This is a genomic window from Streptomyces sp. NPDC031497 (genome assembly GCF_055580905.1).
The window spans coordinates 153,010-169,861 of the sequence record NZ_JBVIKO010000023.1; the positions used below are offsets into that span (position 1 = coordinate 153,010).

13 protein-coding genes and 1 pseudogene are annotated in these 16,852 nt (G+C 69.6%); 6 read left to right on the forward strand and 8 right to left on the reverse strand.

Annotated features, from left to right (window positions below):
* Nucleotides 1-22: 22 nt before the first annotated feature.
* Both ACZ5K7_RS36660 and ACZ5K7_RS36665 read right to left on the reverse strand, forming a co-directional pair.
* Nucleotides 23-2,659, reverse strand: a complete 2,637-nt coding sequence (locus ACZ5K7_RS36660; protein WP_468920713.1) for an ATP/GTP-binding protein — start codon at nucleotides 2,657-2,659, stop codon at nucleotides 23-25.
* Nucleotides 2,635-3,264 carry a hypothetical protein gene (locus tag ACZ5K7_RS36665; protein WP_468920716.1) on the reverse strand — a complete coding sequence of 210 codons (630 nt, stop codon included), beginning with the start codon at nucleotides 3,262-3,264 and terminating at the stop codon, nucleotides 2,635-2,637. The genes ACZ5K7_RS36660 and ACZ5K7_RS36665 overlap by 25 nt, the downstream gene beginning before the upstream one ends.
* Nucleotides 3,265-3,500: 236 nt before the next feature.
* On the opposite strand from ACZ5K7_RS36665, the gene ACZ5K7_RS36670 reads away from it, so the two are divergent.
* Nucleotides 3,501-3,782 (forward strand): NUDIX domain-containing protein, encoded by a 282-nt coding sequence (locus tag ACZ5K7_RS36670; RefSeq protein ID WP_468920751.1) that lies wholly within the window; start codon nucleotides 3,501-3,503, stop codon nucleotides 3,780-3,782.
* Nucleotides 3,779-3,979, forward strand: coding sequence for an NUDIX hydrolase (locus ACZ5K7_RS36675; RefSeq protein ID WP_468920718.1), 201 nt, complete (start codon nucleotides 3,779-3,781; stop codon nucleotides 3,977-3,979). The genes ACZ5K7_RS36670 and ACZ5K7_RS36675 overlap by 4 nt, the downstream gene beginning before the upstream one ends.
* Nucleotides 3,980-4,094: 115 nt before the next feature.
* Here the strand turns inward: ACZ5K7_RS36675 and ACZ5K7_RS36680 are convergent, their stop codons facing one another.
* The 6 genes from ACZ5K7_RS36680 to ACZ5K7_RS36705 all read right to left on the reverse strand — a co-directional run bounded on the left by ACZ5K7_RS36680 (nucleotide 4,095) and on the right by ACZ5K7_RS36705 (nucleotide 12,760).
* Entirely contained in the window at nucleotides 4,095-5,201 is a 1,107-nt protein-coding gene (locus ACZ5K7_RS36680) for a C40 family peptidase (protein WP_468920721.1), read from the reverse strand.
* A 41-nt stretch (nucleotides 5,202-5,242) separates the two neighbouring features.
* Nucleotides 5,243-7,936 (reverse strand): hypothetical protein, encoded by a 2,694-nt coding sequence (locus tag ACZ5K7_RS36685; protein ID WP_468920723.1) that lies wholly within the window; start codon nucleotides 7,934-7,936, stop codon nucleotides 5,243-5,245.
* 309 nt (nucleotides 7,937-8,245) lie between these two features.
* The gene (locus ACZ5K7_RS36690) at nucleotides 8,246-10,936 is read right to left on the reverse strand and encodes an ATP-binding protein (RefSeq protein ID WP_468920726.1); all 2,691 of its coding nucleotides are present in this window, start codon (nucleotides 10,934-10,936) and stop codon (nucleotides 8,246-8,248) included.
* Nucleotides 10,933-11,496, reverse strand: a complete 564-nt coding sequence (locus tag ACZ5K7_RS36695) for a hypothetical protein (RefSeq protein WP_468920728.1) — start codon at nucleotides 11,494-11,496, stop codon at nucleotides 10,933-10,935. The genes ACZ5K7_RS36690 and ACZ5K7_RS36695 overlap by 4 nt, the downstream gene beginning before the upstream one ends.
* Nucleotides 11,493-11,813: a hypothetical protein gene (locus ACZ5K7_RS36700; RefSeq protein WP_468920754.1), complete on the reverse strand. Its 321-nt coding sequence runs from the start codon at nucleotides 11,811-11,813 to the stop codon at nucleotides 11,493-11,495. Before ACZ5K7_RS36700 ends, ACZ5K7_RS36695 begins: the two co-directional genes overlap by 4 nt.
* Nucleotides 11,814-11,830: 17 nt before the next feature.
* Nucleotides 11,831-12,760 carry a conjugal transfer protein gene (locus tag ACZ5K7_RS36705; RefSeq protein WP_468920731.1) on the reverse strand — a complete coding sequence of 310 codons (930 nt, stop codon included), beginning with the start codon at nucleotides 12,758-12,760 and terminating at the stop codon, nucleotides 11,831-11,833.
* A 626-nt stretch (nucleotides 12,761-13,386) separates the two neighbouring features.
* On the opposite strand from ACZ5K7_RS36705, the gene ACZ5K7_RS36710 reads away from it, so the two are divergent.
* From ACZ5K7_RS36710 to ACZ5K7_RS36725, 4 genes and pseudogenes are all read left to right on the forward strand, one after another.
* Entirely contained in the window at nucleotides 13,387-14,766 is a 1,380-nt protein-coding gene (locus ACZ5K7_RS36710; RefSeq protein WP_468920734.1) for a hypothetical protein, read from the forward strand.
* 182 nt (nucleotides 14,767-14,948) lie between these two features.
* Complete coding sequence (locus tag ACZ5K7_RS36715) at nucleotides 14,949-15,752, forward strand: HAD family hydrolase (protein ID WP_468920757.1); 804 nt, start codon at nucleotides 14,949-14,951, stop codon at nucleotides 15,750-15,752.
* 324 nt (nucleotides 15,753-16,076) lie between these two features.
* Nucleotides 16,077-16,421: a hypothetical protein gene (locus ACZ5K7_RS36720; RefSeq protein ID WP_468920737.1), complete on the forward strand. Its 345-nt coding sequence runs from the start codon at nucleotides 16,077-16,079 to the stop codon at nucleotides 16,419-16,421.
* Between the two features lie 134 nt (nucleotides 16,422-16,555).
* A pseudogene (locus tag ACZ5K7_RS36725) lies at nucleotides 16,556-16,741 on the forward strand (IS5/IS1182 family transposase); the annotation flags it as partial.
* Nucleotides 16,742-16,852: the final 111 nt, after the last annotated feature.

Below are 16,852 nucleotides of genomic sequence, written 5' to 3' on the forward strand. Positions count from 1 at the left end.
CGGTCCTTGAGCCGGGCGGTGGTCATTCGAACTCCTGTTTCTTCTCACGTGGCAGGTGAGCGCCAGCGCTGTCGGCAGGAGAGTGCGCGGCGAGGAAGCCGGCGACACGGCCGAGCTGTCCGGCGGCGTGGTCGGTGAGCTCCTTGAGCGGAAGTGCCTGAGCGTTCGCGCGGGCGGTCCGCTCTAGAGCCCTGACCTGCTGTGGACGGGCCAGGTCGGCGAAGACGTCGTCCAGGTGCGGCCCTCGTAGCCGGACGGGCCCGACGCGGCGTCCGCGCACGTTCATGGAGATGTAGTGCTCGAAGCGGTTCATGGTGGCGACCCGGTCGGGGCTGGGGTCGTCACCCCACTCGGCGGTGATCGGGGCGATCGCCGCCATCGAGCCGGCCGTGGTGGCGAGGGTTGACGCGTTCTGCAGCAGGGACAGCCGCACCGGTCCGGGAAGCCGGGGCAACAGCTGCGTCATGCCGTGGATGTGGCACCGGTACTTGCGGAGGTCCTCGAACATGGCGGCGATGGTCTCCGGGGCCGCTCCGGTGAGGGTGATGAGTTCGTCGAAGTACGGGCGGAACGGCACCCTCTTTCCCTCTGGGGTGTCGCGCCGTGAGCGGGCGGCCCGCAGCAGATCCCGGGCAAGGAGTGCGGTCAACAGGCGGTCGGTAGGGCCGTTGCCGCCCGGGCACACCCACACAATCATCTTAGAGTCCATCGCGGTACGGATGTTGTAGGCGCCGGCGGGCTGGCCGAGGAAGGCCCGGGTGACCGGGTTGGCGGCCAGACGGGCGATCGGGTTGAGGACCACGGCGAAGGCGTCGGGCGGCAGGGTCGGGAACACAGACTGCCACCAGGCGCGGGTTTCCTCGTCGAGCCGGTCCGCTACTGCGGCGAGGGCTGCTGTGCGGAACCCGGCATCGTTGACCAGAGCCCGCATGTGGAAAATCGTGGCTTGGTCCTCGGGACGGTCAGCCCGGCAGGCCGCCTCGTTTACCGCGACCAGCACGGTCAGCGCGGCGGTGAGGATGGCCAGCGCCCGCGGAGCCGTGGCATCGTCCCAGGCCAGCACGGAGGCAAAGGCGTCGGCGATCGCCTCGACGACTTCGTGGGCCGTTCCACCCTGATGCATCCCGAGTGGATTCCAGGAGCTGACCCGCGGGTTGGGGCCGAGTCCGTTGAGATCGACCAGCGCGATCCGCCGCATCAGGGTGTCGTGGGCCAGGAAGGGCATGGCCCGTGGCCACGAGTCGCGGTGCGGGTCGACGAAGACCAGCCCTCCGCCCGCATGTGCCCAGCCGATCGCCTGCGCCAGGGCTCTTTCCGTTTTGCCGCCGCCAGCCTTGCCAACCCCGACTTCGAACAGCGTTTCCGCCGCGTAGGTGGCCACCAGCCGCTGTCGGCCGTCCGGGCCCCGGTAGATGCCCTGCAGCAGCAACTCGGGGTTACCGAATTCAAAGGTCGGCAGGTCACCGGCGAGTACTGGAAGGCGGCAGTGCACGGTGGGGGGCTTGAGCAGACCGGTCAGTTCTTCCAGCCGGACCCAGTTCGGGCGCGGCGGTTGGCAGTGCCCCAGATTCCAGCGGCGTTCGAAGCCGCGCCGGGTGGGCCAGCGGTCGGCACCGAACCGCCAGGGTCCCAGCTTCCAGCCGCGCATCGCCCACCGCGAGCGGCCGCCGAACACATCGAACGCGGCCTGGAGCTGGGCGAGTCTCGCGTGCGCGCGCCCTTCGGTATTCGAGGCGCACATCACCAGCAGCTGGACCCGGACCAGGTGGTCGTCCTCGGCGAGCTTGCCCAGTGCCTCGACCGGATCCACCCGGCGCGGTGTCGGCGGCATCACCAGCCGCCGGCCGGAGCCAGCCCCGGACTTGTCGCTGAGGAGCTGGCGCAGTTGCCAGGCCAGAGAGTCCTCGATGTCGGCGGCGTCCTGCCGGAGCCAGCGCGTGGCGCGCTGGGACTCGCGGCGTTCCGCACGGCGCGCGGCCCCCATGAGCTGCATCCTGCGCGTCCGCAGGACCCACTTCGGGGCACGCTGGATGTCGAGGCGGATCTCGGCGAGATCTCCGAGCTCAGCGCGCAGGTCGGACACCGCATCGACGAGCGGCTGGAGCGGATCGGGGGCCAGCGGTACCTCGCGCAGCGGGGCCGTGGGCTTGCCCCGCAGGATGAACTCGGCCCGCACAGTGTGCGTCCTCGGCTTGTCGACGATCGGACGGCCTTGAGCGACCGTGACGTCCGGCCCGAACGGTGTGATCGACAATAGCCTCTGACCACCCGCGGGGCCCTCGATGCGGTACCGCAGCGGTGCACTGCCGTCCGCACGCAGCCGGATCTGCACGGCCTTCGACCGGCGCGGGGTCCACCACGGCATGGACGTGGACGCGCGGGCGAGCTGGACTCCACGCCGGAAGATCTCTTCCAGGCTCGGGTCGAAGTGCGGGGAGGAGACCAGCTCCAGGGCCATCCGCTGGGATGAAGCACGCGCCGCGAGCCAGCGGGCCGTCTGTTCCACCATGCCCCAGCACACAGCGATGGCCAGGGCAAGCAGGTACCAGTGCTCGTAGAGCCAGACGGTGACGTTGGTGAACCCGGCAAACAGGCCCGCCAACCCGCTCGCCGCCGTCTCATGGGCCCGCACGGTCAGGTCCGGGTTCGCGGAATCCACATCGTCGTTCCCTTCTTGATCGAACGGGTGAAGAACCACTCAGCGGTGCGGAGATCGGTGAAGGTGCCCCCGCGGTCCGTGCCCGCCCACACCAGATGGACCACTGCCTGGTCGGGGCCGCCGCGGCGGCGGGCGATCGCCGCCTGGATCCGGAAGCCGGCGGTCGCGAACGCCGGTGCAAACGCCTGGCCGGAGGCGGGGAAAACGCCTGGCCACTGTGCCCGGTCGACACCGGTGGCGTCCGCGCGCAGCAGCGCCCGACCGGCAGCGAGCAATTCCCGTTGGTCGGCGGCCGGGAGGTCGGCGGACCAGGCCGCCTCCAGAGACCGCTGGACGGCACGGTCACCGGGGATGCCCTCACCGTGCAGGGGCGGCGCGGGCTGGACTCCCGACCGTGCCGCCGATCCGGTGGGCACCGAGGAACCGGATATACGGACGTCCGACTCTGCGCCGGAGGCCACAAGCCCTGAGGCCTCCCGGCTGCTGGACGCGATGACCGTGATCGGGGGCGACGCCGAGGCGAGGGAAGGCGGTCTCCCCTGGCCGTACGGCCAGACCAGCAAGACGATGCCGGAGACGGCGAGCACGGCCGTGCTCAGCAGCACCCTGCGCGGTGAGCGGGAGATTGTAGGTTCCGATCTGATTTGTCGCCCGAGGCCTTGATGACCGGGGGTCTCGGACGGTTGTCCGGCCGGTCTGTCGGCGGGATCGTCCTGCGTATCTGTCGTTTTCCTCCGGGCAGGAGACGAGCTGGTGCCGCCGAGCAGAGTGCGTGCTCTGGAGGGCTTGTCGGTTCCCTCTGTCATCGTGTGCTCCATAGGTGGACTTGCTGAGCGGGTTGATGAGTGTGACGAGGTGGTGGCTGTTGCGGAGAGGGGAGGCGATCCGGCACCGGTGGTTGCATCGCATATCGACGATCGTGTGCCGCAACGGTGCGGGGCGGTTCCTTGTCCACCGTCGTCCAGACGATGTCGCTCTCTTTCCGGAACAGATCAACTGGATGCTCGGAGGCGCGGTGGACGTGGCCGAGGCGTATGAGGATGCTGCTGCACGTGAGTTGGTGGAGAGCTTGGTGTTCATGCCCGTCCTCGTTTCCTGTTCAAGTTCTTGTGCGACGGCGTGAACAGCCCGTATTGGCTCGGTCTGCATGAGGTCGTCGTCACGGAACCGGTCCGGCCCGATCCTTCGGAGGTTGCTTGGCATGACTGGCTGACGGAGTCCGAACTGACGGACCTGGTCCGGCATCGGGAGTTCGTTCCGGATGCTCGCGAGGCGTTCGACCGATATCGCGATCTGTCGGTGCAGCTGGGAGCGATGTGATCCGTGATGGCGGTGGCGGCACGAGGGCCGGGTCGAAAAGAGAGCGTCGACCGACACGTTGACGACAGATCACCTGGACACTGCCATCTCTTCTCGGAACCTACAGAGATGGCGGTCATGTCAACCGAGCGCCTCCCGCAAAGCCGGCCATCGCGTTGACAGCGTCCAAGCGCACGACGGTGCCCGGGCGCGGGGCGTCGACCATCTGTCCTGCGCCCAGGTAGATCCCGACGTGGTAGATCGTGGAGTCGCGTCCGGGAACGGTGGCGTAGAACACGAGGTCGCCCGGTTTGAGGACGTCGGTGCCGAGACTGGCCGGGATCCGTAGCCCGAGGCCGGCCTGGGCAGCCGCGGTACGCGGAAGACTGATGCCAGCCTGGGCGTACGCGAAGGTGGTCAGCCCTGAGCAGTCGAAGCCTCTGATCTGCGTGCCGCTCTTGCCGCTGGGTGAGCAGCAGATGCCGTACGAGGGGCCGTTCGCGTTGCCACCGCCCCACGAATAGGCCACGCCCCGCTGGGAGAGCGCTGCCTCAAGGACGGTGCGGGCCGTCCCGGTGACGTCCTTGAGGTCGGGGTCCTTGGCAGCCGCCGTGTACTGGTCGATCCAGCCCAGCACGTTGGCGACGTACGCACTGGACTGGTTGTAGCCAAGCAGCGCCGCCTTGAGCTGTTCGTGCTGGGCCAGGTCGCGGCCGCTTCCGCAGGTGTAGATCACGGCGCCGAGCGCGGCATCGTCGGCGTTGTGCGGGTCGGCGACGTGGTCGCCGTTGCCGTCCTCGCCGACTGCCTCCCACGTGGAGGGCAGGAACTGGAATGGCCCGACCGCGCGCTCCCCGTTCGCGGTGCCGTCCCAGCGGCCGTTGTCGGTGTCCGCGACCACGGTGGTGTTGCCGCCCTCGCCGGAGCCGTTGAGGAGGACCCCGTAGATCTTCGGGTGGATGTCGCCGCTGGCGGTGATGCTGTGGCCGATGGCGTGGTTGGACTCGACCTTGGCGATCCCGGCGAGGATCGGCCAGCGCATGCCCTGGCAGGTCGGCACGTACCTGCCGACCTGCCGGACCGCCTTCTTGTACGCGGTCAGCATCCGTGGCGGGATGTCCGCCGCGCTGCCGCCCTCGGCGATCCCGCTCGCGTCCTGGACCTCAGCCTTCAGCGCGACGTACGCGCTGATCGCGTTACCCACCGGCGCGGCGCAGCACACAGCGGCCAGCAGCAACAGCACCAGGAGACACGTCCACTTTGCCAGACGGCGACGGCTCTGCCTCACCCGTCGTCACCGCCCTCTCGACTCCACCGCTCCCGTATTTCACGCAGGCGTTCCTCCCGTTCCTGTGATTCCTTCGTCAGGGCCTGGCCGCTGCGGTCGGCAGAGCCATCCGCATCACCGTTGGACGGAGGGGGAGGGGCCGTCGGCGGCTGGTTGGTGCCGCGGCGCTTATCGGGCTGGGTCCCGAGGTCCGGCGCCAGTGGGGCGGGCTTGTTGGGTGGGGCCGACGGACCGGAATTCCGCCTGTTGGATGCCGCGGCTGGCGTGACCGTCTTGGCCAGGCGGCGGGTGAACGGAGCGGCGCCGCCGCGGTCGGCGGCGTTGTCCCGCAGGGTGCGGGCAACGTACCGGCCGGCCTCGGGCCAGGCCCTGCCGTCTTCGCTCAGAGTGTTCCCCCACACCTTCAGCTGCTGGCGAGCGTCCTGGGTGTAGCGGGACTTCCCGGCCTGCGCCCGGCGAGCGGTGACCGGCAGCCCGTAGGTCGCCCCATACACGGCCCGCCCGCCCCGGTTGAGGATGCGGTAGCCGCGGTAGCGAACCAGGTGGTTGTGCGCACGGGTCGACAGCAGCGTGCGGTCGGTGTTCTGGTCGTGCAGTATCAGGCCGGTGTCCGGGTCGATGATCTGGCCGTCGTCATTGCGGTACGGGTCGGGAGGCCCCCCGGGTCGAAGCGGCCCCCCGCCGCCCCAACCGCCGCCCCCGGGGAACGGGCCGTCGGCTTCCGGGTCGCCGTCGGCGGTCGCCTTGCGCCACTTGGCCAGCTGCTCCGGGTCCGGTCGGCTGCCGATCAGCAGCCCGTACGCTCCCCGCAAGCCCAGACGCGCCCCGAGCCCACCTGCGGTCGCGGCCGCGGTCAGCGGGGCGAGACCGCGGCTGGCTTCCGCCATGGCGTCGCCGAGCAGCCCGCCGGTGTTCACCGGCATCCCGGCGCCGTCGGCCAGGGCGGAGACCAACCCCATCAGCCGGCTGCGGGTGCCGAGCATCCCGTACCGGCCGCCGCCGGCGAGCAGACGCAGCCCGCCGCCGTATCCGGCGAGTGCGGCGGGGGAGTTCATGGCGAGTGCCGCACCGAGCTCCGAGGTGTCACCGGGCAGGTGGGTGCCGCCGACCTTGGCGTAGCGCATCCGCATGGCCATGCGCTGGCCGAAGGAGGTGATGCCGGTCAGTAGTCTGCGGTGTCCCGCCGCCCCGGCGATGGCCAGCACGTCGATGAGCAGGATCCGCTCCACCATCAGGTTGGGACCGGAGGTCACGGTGGCGTCGATGGCGATCCCGAAGAACGGGATGAACGCGCAGATCCCGATGACGGCCATGATGGCGATGCCCCACAGGGACAGCCACTTCCACACCGACTGCCGGGCCGGGCCGGGCAGCATCCCCGCCACGAACGTGACACCGCCGACCGCCGCCGCCCCCACGCACACGCCCTGGGTGCCCAGCAGCACGATCGCGCTGGACAGCAGCATCCCGCAGATGAACAGCGCGGCGATCAGCAGCAACAGCGCACCGCCGACCCGCCACCAGGTGGGCTCCTCGGCGTAGGCGGCACACGCTTTGCCGACCGGGCCGGCCTTCTTCATGTCGGCGAGGAAAGCGGCGAACTCGCGGTCGTCCTCAGAGACGAGCGCATTGGAGGCGTTGAGCAGGTCGCTTCCGGATGTCAGCCCCGGCAGACCCCCGCTGTTGTCGGCTTCGCACAGCTGCTTGCCGGGACCGTCGATTCCTGCGCAGTTGTCCTTGTTCAGCTCCTCGCAGTACTTCTTGCCTGGGCCGTAGATCAGGCTGCAGTAGTCCTTCCTGTCCTCATCGCTGTCGGAGGCCCTATAACCGCCGGTGACCCATTTGAGATGGATGGCGTAGGCCTCGCGATCGGACTTCTTGGCGGGATCGAGGATGCGCCCGTACTCCAGCAGCATGAACGGTTTGACGATCAAGGCGTTGGTGATGGAGTCCTGAAGCGGCCGGGCCACATCCTCAGCGGAGACGGGCGCTTCGTCTTCCTGCTGCAGGCATTTGAGTTCCGCGTTGCCCGCCATGCCCGCGCACGGGTCAGCACTGGCGATCTTGCCGCCCCAGTCGTAGGAGGCGACGCTCTGCTGGGCGACCTCGGCGGCTACCTGTTGGGCCTGACCCAGCGGCCCGTCCTGGCCGAGCAGGGTGTCGGGGCGGACGAGAGCGGAGGCTGCGATCGCCCCGATGAGGAGGGTGAGAAAAATTTCCCCCAGACCGTGGCCGACCCGCCCCCGCACGATCATGAACCCGGCGAACACGAACGCCCAGGCGAGCAGAAGACCCTTCAGCCCGAGTGTGTCGACGACCACGCTGTCGTAGGTGTCGGCCACCTTCTGCGCCGGGCGGGTGAGGATTTTCAGCAGCGGGAACCGGAAGGCGACCTCGATCGCCCACCCGGCCAGCCCGACCAGCAGCCGGATCAGCGTGAACAGCCCGGACATGCCGAATGCCAAGGCCTGCCCTTTGAAGTTGATGATCGAGCCGCCTGAAGCGTTCAGGTCGTACCCGGTGATCGGCACCCCCTCGGAGGAGGTGATGTTCAGAGGGGCGAGCAGGTCTCCGGTCTCGCTCGTGCTGCCGGCCGCGTACACGACCTGGGTGTTGACCACGAGGAACATGCTGGTGAGCAGGACGACGAAGCTGGCCGAGCGCAGGGCCGCGCGGTCTGGGCGGGGCACGTCAACGCCGCCTTAGCCCATGTCGGGAGCTGTGCCGCCGCACCACGACCCGGGCCAGCGCACCGGCGCCGGCTGCGGCGAGCATCCACACCGCGCTGGCAGCCTCCAGGCGATGGTCCGGGGAGGCGGTGGCGGTGGCGTCGCGCTCGCAGTACATCCTGGCGGGACCGGCGATCACGGCACAGCGATCCCGGTCCCCGGAACGCGTACCGGCGGATGCCGAGAGTAGGCAGCCGACCAGGACGGTCACAGTGAAAGTGCTCACTGCCGCGACAGCATGCCGGCAGTGGTCCCGGGAGGAACGGATCATCAGATGTGCTCCTTTTGACGGTCACCCACGACCTCACCGGCGGGCGGCCCCGGAACGGCAGAGGAGGCAGCACGCGCACGCCGTCCCGGGGTGGTGGTGATCGAAGAGGCGATACGTGCGATGCGGGGGATGTGGACCTTGACGCGGCCGGTGTTCTGCCGGGGGCTCGTGATCAGGACCTCGCCCTCGCGGCCCTTGCGACCGACCGGGGACAGGCCGGTCGTGACCAGCCGCAGCAGCTCGGGGTCTGCTGGATCCAGACCGATGAACTCCAGACCACGCCGGGCGCGTTCACGGTCTGTTGTGCGCGCGAGGGCCCGGTAGGCCATCAGTCCCCGGTCTGGGCCGAGTTCCTCGGCGTCGTGGGACCCTGCGAGCAGGCCCGCGCCGTGCTTGCGGCCGTCGTGGAGGATCTCGTGGACCAGCGCCGTGCCTTCGGCGGACGAGGTGAGCCAGTACAACTCGTCCGTGACGAACGCGGTGAACCGGTCGGGATCCTCGAAGGCGGTCTGCCGGGCGATCGCCGCGATCAGGTACAGCACCGCGCGACCGATCAGCGCCTCCAGCGGCTGCTGATGCAGAACTTCGGGTTTGTCAACGGCGGCCGCGGGCGGCAACTTCAGCCCGGCCGTAGTGATCACGATCATGTCGGAGTTGGTGGAGGCGTCCAGCCGCACCGGAGGCAGCGCGGGGTCGAAGACCATCCGGGCCAGGGAGTTGCTGGCGACCACGCGGACGAGGCCGGCGAGAGTGGCAGCCGCGTCCGTGCGCTTACCGGAACCGCTCGAGGCCATGTATTCGAGGACTTCGAGGACGCGGTGCATGGACGGCTCCGGGCCGGCGGCGGCCTGCTCTACCGCGTGGTGGAGGACTTCGCCGTTCGTGCTCATCGGGCCGATGCCGAGTTGCAGGGTGAGGTAGGACAGGGCGTAGTGCCGGCCCTCCGGTCCGCCGAACATGCGCAGCGGGTCGATGGACATTTCGGCCTGCGCGGCGTCGATGATCTGTGCGCGGCCCTTGGCTGCCGTACGGGCGAAGACGGCCCATTCGCGCAGGGGGGTGCGGTCGATGCAGATGGCGCAGCCACCCCGCGCCCACACCGCCTCGGTGATCAGCTTCTGAAGGACGCTCTTGCCCGCACCAAGATCCCCGACGACGCCCATGGAGGCGGAGGCGTCGACCTTGGGCGCGTCCGCGATGTTGATCAGGACGGGGCGGGTGGTGCCGCTGTCCAGGTCGAAACCAAGGAGCATGCCGCTGGGGTCGCCGACCTCGGATGTGGTGAAGGCCCCGCCCAACGCCCAGTCTTCGCTGATCTGGTGCTGGGTGAACTCCCGTACGACGCCGGGCCGCAGTGTGCCGGGCAATCCCAGGGTGAACAGGGCCTCCTGCAGGCCGGCCGGGCGCACGGCGCGGTAGTCGGCGCCGCCGAGCAACGCGGCCAGGGCCTGGGCCCGGGCGTCGCACACGGCGGCGGTGGGCCCCCACACCGTCAGCACGGTGACGGACTGCACCTCGACCTCGACCGAGGTGCGGGACAGGCGGGCGTCGAGCTCGCCCAGGTCGCGGGCGGCGGCGGTGAGCGAGGAGGGCATGCCGGTGGGGCGTGCGTCGTACTGGTCGGCCTGGTCGACGAGTTCCGTCTTCTTGCGCCGTACCTGGTCGCGGGCCTTCTCCGCGGGCACGAGCGTGAGGTCGACGGCGTAGTCGACGGGGAAGTCGAGCATCTCCAGCTGGGCGAACACATCGGCCGCGTCTTGACCGACGGAGGGCGGGCACTCGGCCAGCGCCAACTGCGCCTGGTAGCCAATGCCGGAGTCTGTTTCGACCTGCAGCCAGCGCCGCCCGAGCGGTGAAGCGCTACGTGCCCGCCACCACGCCTTGCGGCCCGACAGCGACATGCGGCCCCTCTTCCTGGCCTCGTCGTCGCCGTCGAGGCCGGATTCGACGCCGCCCTCCTCCAGCCGGACCTGCCCGAGGTCGGCGTAACTGGGGGAGCGCAGCACGCCGTCCTGGACGTGCCCGCCGTACAGCTCGCTGGTCTCGGCTTCGGCGAGCAGCGGCTCGTCCATGCCGCGGTGGAGGGCGTGCTGGATCATCCACACGATTTCGGCCGGGTGGGCGGGGCGGAAGGTGATGCTGCCGGCGAGCGCGGCTTCCACCCGCGAGGCCTGCTCGCGGTAGGAGGTCACCTCACGCCGGGACACCGGCGCCGGCCGCATGCCCAGCAGCGGAGACAGCTCCGCCCAGGCCGCTCCCAGCGATGCCGTGATCTGAAGGGCGGCCGTATCGGTCTGCAAGGGCACGGCCAACCACAGGGTGCGCCGGTGCATCTCCTGGTCAGCGAGCAGTTCCAGAGCCGCTTCGACGTTCTCGACCCATGGGTGCTCGCCGGTGCCCCTCGGCTGCCCGTCCGGCTCGATGCCTTCGATCATGCGCAGGGCGATTTCCCCAGGATCCACCTGCGCGCACAGACCGTACAGCCGCGGTGCCCCGGACAAGGAGCGCACCAAGTGTGTGATCCGGCCGAGTTGCTCGTCACGAACAGCGGAGGGCGCGTAGGTGCCCTGGACCGTCTCCTCGCGCTGCCCCTCAGCGTCCGGGCCCGGACACAGCCGGTAGATCGCCCACACACTGCCCTGCGCCGACCACACCAGATGGCCGGAGAGGTGACGGACCGGAACCCTCACAGCTCGCCCCCCATCCGCTGGGCGAGCGCGAGCAGCTGCTGCACGCCCGACACCGGTTGCGCCACCGCTCCGGGAGCAGCCGGGTCCGGCGGCCGGCGCCGCGAGGATGAGCGACCCGCGCCCGGGCGCACCGCCCGCGCGGCACGGGGGCCTGCCGCCTGAACGGCGGTGTCTGACTGGGGCGTTGCGTCGATGGTGAAGCCGCCGAGCAGCGGGCGGGCAGCACGGTCGCGGGCGGCACGCCCACCGATCCGGCCTCCCCTGGGCTGCCAGCCGAGCAACACCCAGCCCACGGCGGCCTGCATCGGGGCACGCCCCCGGATCTTCGGGCGGCGTACCGCCCAGATGGCCAGGATCCACGCGACCAGGGGGACCGGCCCCATCCACGACCACCAGCTGAACGTCTTGGCCAGGAGGAACCCACCGCCCACGGCGACCGCGATCTGCGCGGGCGTGTACGGGCCCAGTGGGATCCGCCAGTCGGCGACCTTGCCCAGCACCCACGGGTGGCGCCGGGCGGCGGTGTAGAAGCGGCCCACCCGGCCCTCGGCTGCCGTCACAGCTTGCCTCCGGCACCGAGCGAGCCGCCACGGGACGCCGGGACGTCGGAGCGGACGATCCCGGGGACGGCCGGTGCGCCCTTGGACGGGTGCTTCACCTCATCGGTGAACATGTCCGCAAGGCTGTTGCGGGAGTTGTACAGGCCCAGCGCCACGATCATCAGCAGCAGAGCGCCGATGCCCGCCTTCAGACTGAACTTCTGAACCATGATCACGACAACCAGCACGAGCAGACCGGCTTCCAAACCCTTGGTCGCCCACTCCTTGAACATCTCGATCCAGCTGTCGCCGAGGTCGCTGAGCTGGCCGGCGAGCATGAGGCTGTGCTGCGCGTTCACCGGGCACCACCGCTCTGTGATGTCCCGGACTCCAGCGCCGCGATCTCCCACCGGCCCGAGCGGGCCTTGAGCGTGAGTTCGTACGCCAGCGGCCAGCGGCCGGTGCGGTCCTCGGCGTCGACCGCCACCTGGACACGTACCGTGGTGCCGTCGGCCGGGACATTTCCGGAGGCGGCTGCTTCGTCTTCGGCGGAGACCTCCTGAACGGAGACCTCGGTGTAGGGGGCTGGGGAGACCGCGGACAGCGAAACGCCCGGGGCGAGGTAGCGGTCGACTTCTCCGGCGCCGGTCAGGTAGGCGGTGAGGAACTCGGCGACGGCGGAGGACAGGTCGCCCACGGACACGGTCACGCCGTATGCCGGCGTGTGCACCGTGGCCCGGGACTGGCCCGCCACTACAGCGGGCGCCCCGGTCACCGTGAACGACGTACCCGACTGGTCCGTGGCCACCGGCACGGTGTAGTAGCGCACCGAGCCGTTGCCGTACTGCGCAGCTACCGTGACCGACCACATGCTGTTCTCGCGCTGCGCGCTGCGCACCGCTGTCACAGCTGCCGGTACCGCCGGAGCACCGGACGCCGGGGCGGGGAGCTCGACGTCTGGTGCCATGGACTGCGCAAGCCGCGCCTGCGCAGTCGTCGCGTCGTCCGCGCTGCTGCGCAACCATGCGCCGAGGAACAGCTGTGCATAGCCGCGCGGATCCGCGGCGGCCGACGCCACGCGCACGTTGGTGGACCTTTCCGGGGCGGCTGCTGCGACGGTGGTCGGGGTGGAGGTGACCGCGACGCCCAGAGCGACGGGCCCCGCCGCGAGCAGGGTCCAGACCGCAAGGCGTGACAGGCGCCCGCGGCGCCGCATCGCCTCCAGCCGGATGCCTGCCGGCATCGCAGCAGCCTCGCTCTCCGAGGCCTGTGTGTCAGAGGGCATGGTCAAACTCCCAGGTCAGAACGTGTACCTGCTGACCTTGAGGAAACCCGCCGGCCCCGACCGGACCACCGACCACCAGCCCCCGACCACCATCACGATGGCGTCACGAAGTCCGTGGTCGGGGTCATGGTCGGCCAGACCATGACCCCGACCACGACCTGGTGCCCGTCCACAGTCCCGGCACACGCGCCTCGGACCGAGACCGCTGCACGCCTCGGTGTCCTGCGGTCGGTTGACCCGCACACCTGATGCCAGACGGAGCCGGCCGGGCTGCGACGAACGCCCGCGCAACGCGCCATGCGGACTTGCGCACTGGAATGTCTGCAGGCCTGAGAGCGGGAGTGCGCAGCCGCTGGGGCGCACAACGACTGCGCAGAATCCGCGAGGTAGTTGCGCAGTCCGGCCGATGACGCGCGACCGGGCAGCGGCGTCGCTGCGCACTGGGACCAGAGTGCGTGGTCGGCCCGACCATGGCCCCGACCATGGCACCAGACGGCAGTGTTGCCGGATCGTGACCGACGGTCGGGGCTGGTGGCCGCCAGTCTGGTCGGGGGACCTGAGTGAGCTGATGGCATGGAACCCATCAGCTCTCCAGCCCAGTTGGCCGCCCCATCTCGGTGGGCGCCGTGAGCAGCCCCCGCCACCATCAGCGGCCCTTCGCCCATGACCCTGCGCGATGGGAGAAGGAACACGCTCGTGCCCTGCGGACCGGCCACGTCCAGGACAGCACCTGCCCGGCCGCCTGCGAACTCGTACTCGTCTACGAACGCACCTCGTGGGGGTGGCTTGCCTGGACCGTTCCCAGCGACGGCAGTCCACCCGAGATTCCCCACCAGATCGGGGTCCTCCCCGCGACCGCAACCCGGATACAGCGACTGGCGCTGCGCTGGCTGACCCGGCGCCCCGCCCATCGGATCGCTCCGGACACCGCCTTGGGATCCTTCCGGCGCTCCACCGCTGTCATCGCGCTCATGAGCCTCGTCATCGGCCTGACCGCCATAGGCCACGGCGCCCCCGCCGAGATCGCACTGCCGACCATGCTGCTCGTCCCGCTGCTCGCCGATCACCTGCCCGATCGACTCGATACTCAGGCCCGCGTACACGTCCGCTGCGCCGAAGGGGCCAGCGCCTGCCGGTACATGCAGCGCCTCGCCGCCCTGCACACCTCCCTCGTCCAGGCCGCCGCAGGCAGCGACCGCTATCAACTGCGCCGCTCGGCCGAGATCGGCCACAATCTGCTGTGGGACGCTGCGGGCCTTCTCCAGAACCTGGACCCCCGTTCAGCCTCAGCCGACCTCATCGCCTGCGAGCGACTGATGCTCCAACTCGCCCACCAGGTAGCCGAGATCCTCGAGCACACCACGCAGGCCACGGCCGACGTGGACCAGGCCCCCGCCTCCTCTGGGACGACTATCGGTCCAGCGCCACGGCACACCCCCGACCCACTGCCGCAGAAAGGAACCTTCCTCATGCCCCAGGCCGACTCCAGCCGGGCAGTCCGCTCCCTGGACCCCTATCTCCTCTTCGCGCACGAGCCCTACCGCCCGGCCGGTGCCCAGGAGATCAACACCGCGGTGGTCGCCTCTTCCTCCCTGCTGCACCCCCGTGTACGGCAGCCCGACGGCGCACGCATCCACCAACTGCTCGTCCGCGGCCGCCAGCCGGGCGAGATCGTGCCGCTGTCCACACTCACGCACGAGCTCGACGGAGGCGCCCGATGGCCCGAGGTCGGCGACTGGGAAGCCGTGACCAACGACCTGCTGCAACTCATTCGCGACAACGACTGCGACGCACTCAACCTGAGTCTCCCGGACATCGCCCGCGCCTTGGCGTGCGCCGGCCCGCACAGTGAGGTCCGCATCATCGACCCCACCTCCGGGGCACACCAATCCTATGGGCCTTCCGACCGCATCGAGGTGCTCATCGAAGTCGGCAGGCACTTGGCCTGGGCGGAAGCCGGATCCCCCCTTTGGCCCGGAGACGGCCTGCTCGCCCCGCTCGACTGAACCGGCCACATGGCGGCCTTGCGTGAAGCCGTGCACGAAATTCGGCATTCGAGGTTCGTGATTCCGGGGTCCAACGAAGCCGGTGCCGCGCCCGCCGAGGGTCGGTAGGGTCCAGATTGAGTGCGCTTCGCTGCGGACGCGGGGTCAGGCAGGAGCGGAGTGTGCCAGTGGCTGTAGACGCGGTGTTGTTCGACTTCGCGGGTACGTTGATGCACGCTGAGCCTGCGGCTCGCTGGGTCGTGGGCGCACTGGCCGAGACAGGATTGGTGGTAACGGCCCTAGACGCGGCTACGTGGGCGCGGCGTGCCGCGGCTGCGGGTCTGCCGTGCCCTCGCGCACCGCGGGAGGCCACCGCCCGCGAGCTCGCCGCGTGGCGGCACCGCGCTCTGGACCCCGGTCTGCACCAGGCACTCTATCGGCGTGTCCTTGACGAGTGCGGCCTTCCATGGCCCGACGCCGCACAGGGACTCTATGACCGGCACATTTCTCCGGCCGGATGGCTCACATACTCCGACGCACCGGATGTTCTGGAGCGGCTGCGCGCTGAGGGCGTTCGCTGTGGCGTGGTGTCCAACATCGGCTGGGATATCCGCGTGCCTCTGGCGAAAGCGGGTCTGCTGCGGTGGCTGGACACCGTCGTGTGCTCTTTTGAGGAAGGCGTACGCAAACCCGACCCGCGGCTCTTCGAGATCGCGTGCGCGCGGTTGGGCGTCGACCCCACCCGTACGCTCATGGTCGGCGACAGTCCCAGATCCGACACCGGCGGGGAGCTGCTGGGCATCCGTACCCTGCTCGTTGACCCTGCACCGCCCCCCGCTCGCCCGAACGGTCTCCTCGGAGCGCTGGTCACGGCCGGCCTGGAGATACGGCCGCGACTGCCGAGCCTGCTTGAGCCGCCAAACGGGTGGGCTTCACGACATGACACAGTGAGCCCTTTTCAACCTCAGTGCCTGTTTCTGAACCCCCGGCACGCGTGGGCTCGGTAGTCTGATAGCCGGCGGCCCGAGGGCGAAGGTGGTGGCCACCACCTTCAGATCGATCAAGCTGCCGGGCTTCGCGGGCCCCTGGATGGCGCTGCCGATGAGCAGTGCCATGGCGCGTACGCCGCATCTGCTGCTTCCATCACGTGAGCGTCACCCGTTTCCGTTCGGGGAACGGTCACGGTGACCGTTCCCCGAACGCTTACGCGAAGCTCTCATTCCGGACTAGCGGCCGTTGACGTGCAGCTACCGGGTTCAGAAACAGGCACTCAGCAGGGCTGTTGACGCGGCTCGCTCCTGGTTGAGCCGGGCGGAGACTCTGGGGGCAAGATGACCTTCGTGCCCACCATGGTTGTTGAGATCCACGTGCCGTTGCTGCCGGCGTCCGGCCTGCCGGACGGCTCCCACCCGTTTCCCTGGATCGAGGAGGTCGAGGACTTCCTGTCCGATCTCGAAGACCAAGGTGACGTGAAAGTCTTCGATGAGGGAGAGGAGGACGGGGACGTCTACGTCTTCTTCATCACCGGAGCCGGTGAGGGGGATCTTCTGGCGGTGGCGTCCCGCGTGGCCACCCTTCCTGGCGTCCCTGCGGGAACCGTCGCGGTCGTCAGTAACGACGAGGCCGAGGAGTTCGGTCTGGGACGACGGGTGGCGCTTCCACTGCCGGCGCTCTGAAGGCCGGTGCGGAGCCTGCGCCCCCTGCCCAGGGCAGTTCGGGTCGCACGGCAGCGGGGCCGCGTGCGTGAAGAAGTGTGGCTCCTGGTAGACGAGTTGTCGACCAAGATCAACCTGTCCGCCCGGAGCTTCGCATGCTTGTTTACCCATCGGGACTCGATCTGTCCAGTTCCGCCCTACGGTTCCTGGCCGGGAAGCTGACGGTCCTGCGCTGTGAACGTGGAACACGGTGGCGCCGGCTCGGAACGGCCCGACAGGCCCTGCTGGTCCTGGCCCACCTGCGATGCGGACACACCTATGCTCGGCTGGCCACCGGGTGGCGTTAACGGTCTGGACTGGGGTCTGGCACAAGTTCCGTGACCCGGTTGCTGACCGTGATGTCAGCGGCATGTGTTGAGATGACGGGACTCTGTTCGCCGACTTGCTGGGAG

Excerpts from the sequence above, each read along its gene's own strand:
- ACZ5K7_RS36700 (WP_468920754.1), bottom strand. The coding sequence starts at position 11,813 with ATGCTCGCCGGCCAGCTCAGCGACCTCGGCGACAGCTGGATCGAGATG.
- ACZ5K7_RS36705 (WP_468920731.1), bottom strand. The coding sequence starts at position 12,760 with ATGCCCTCTGACACACAGGCCTCGGAGAGCGAGGCTGCTGCGATGCCG.
- ACZ5K7_RS36720 (WP_468920737.1), top strand. The coding sequence starts at position 16,077 with ATGACCTTCGTGCCCACCATGGTTGTTGAGATCCACGTGCCGTTGCTG.
- ACZ5K7_RS36670 (WP_468920751.1), top strand. The coding sequence starts at position 3,501 with ATGAGTGTGACGAGGTGGTGGCTGTTGCGGAGAGGGGAGGCGATCCGG.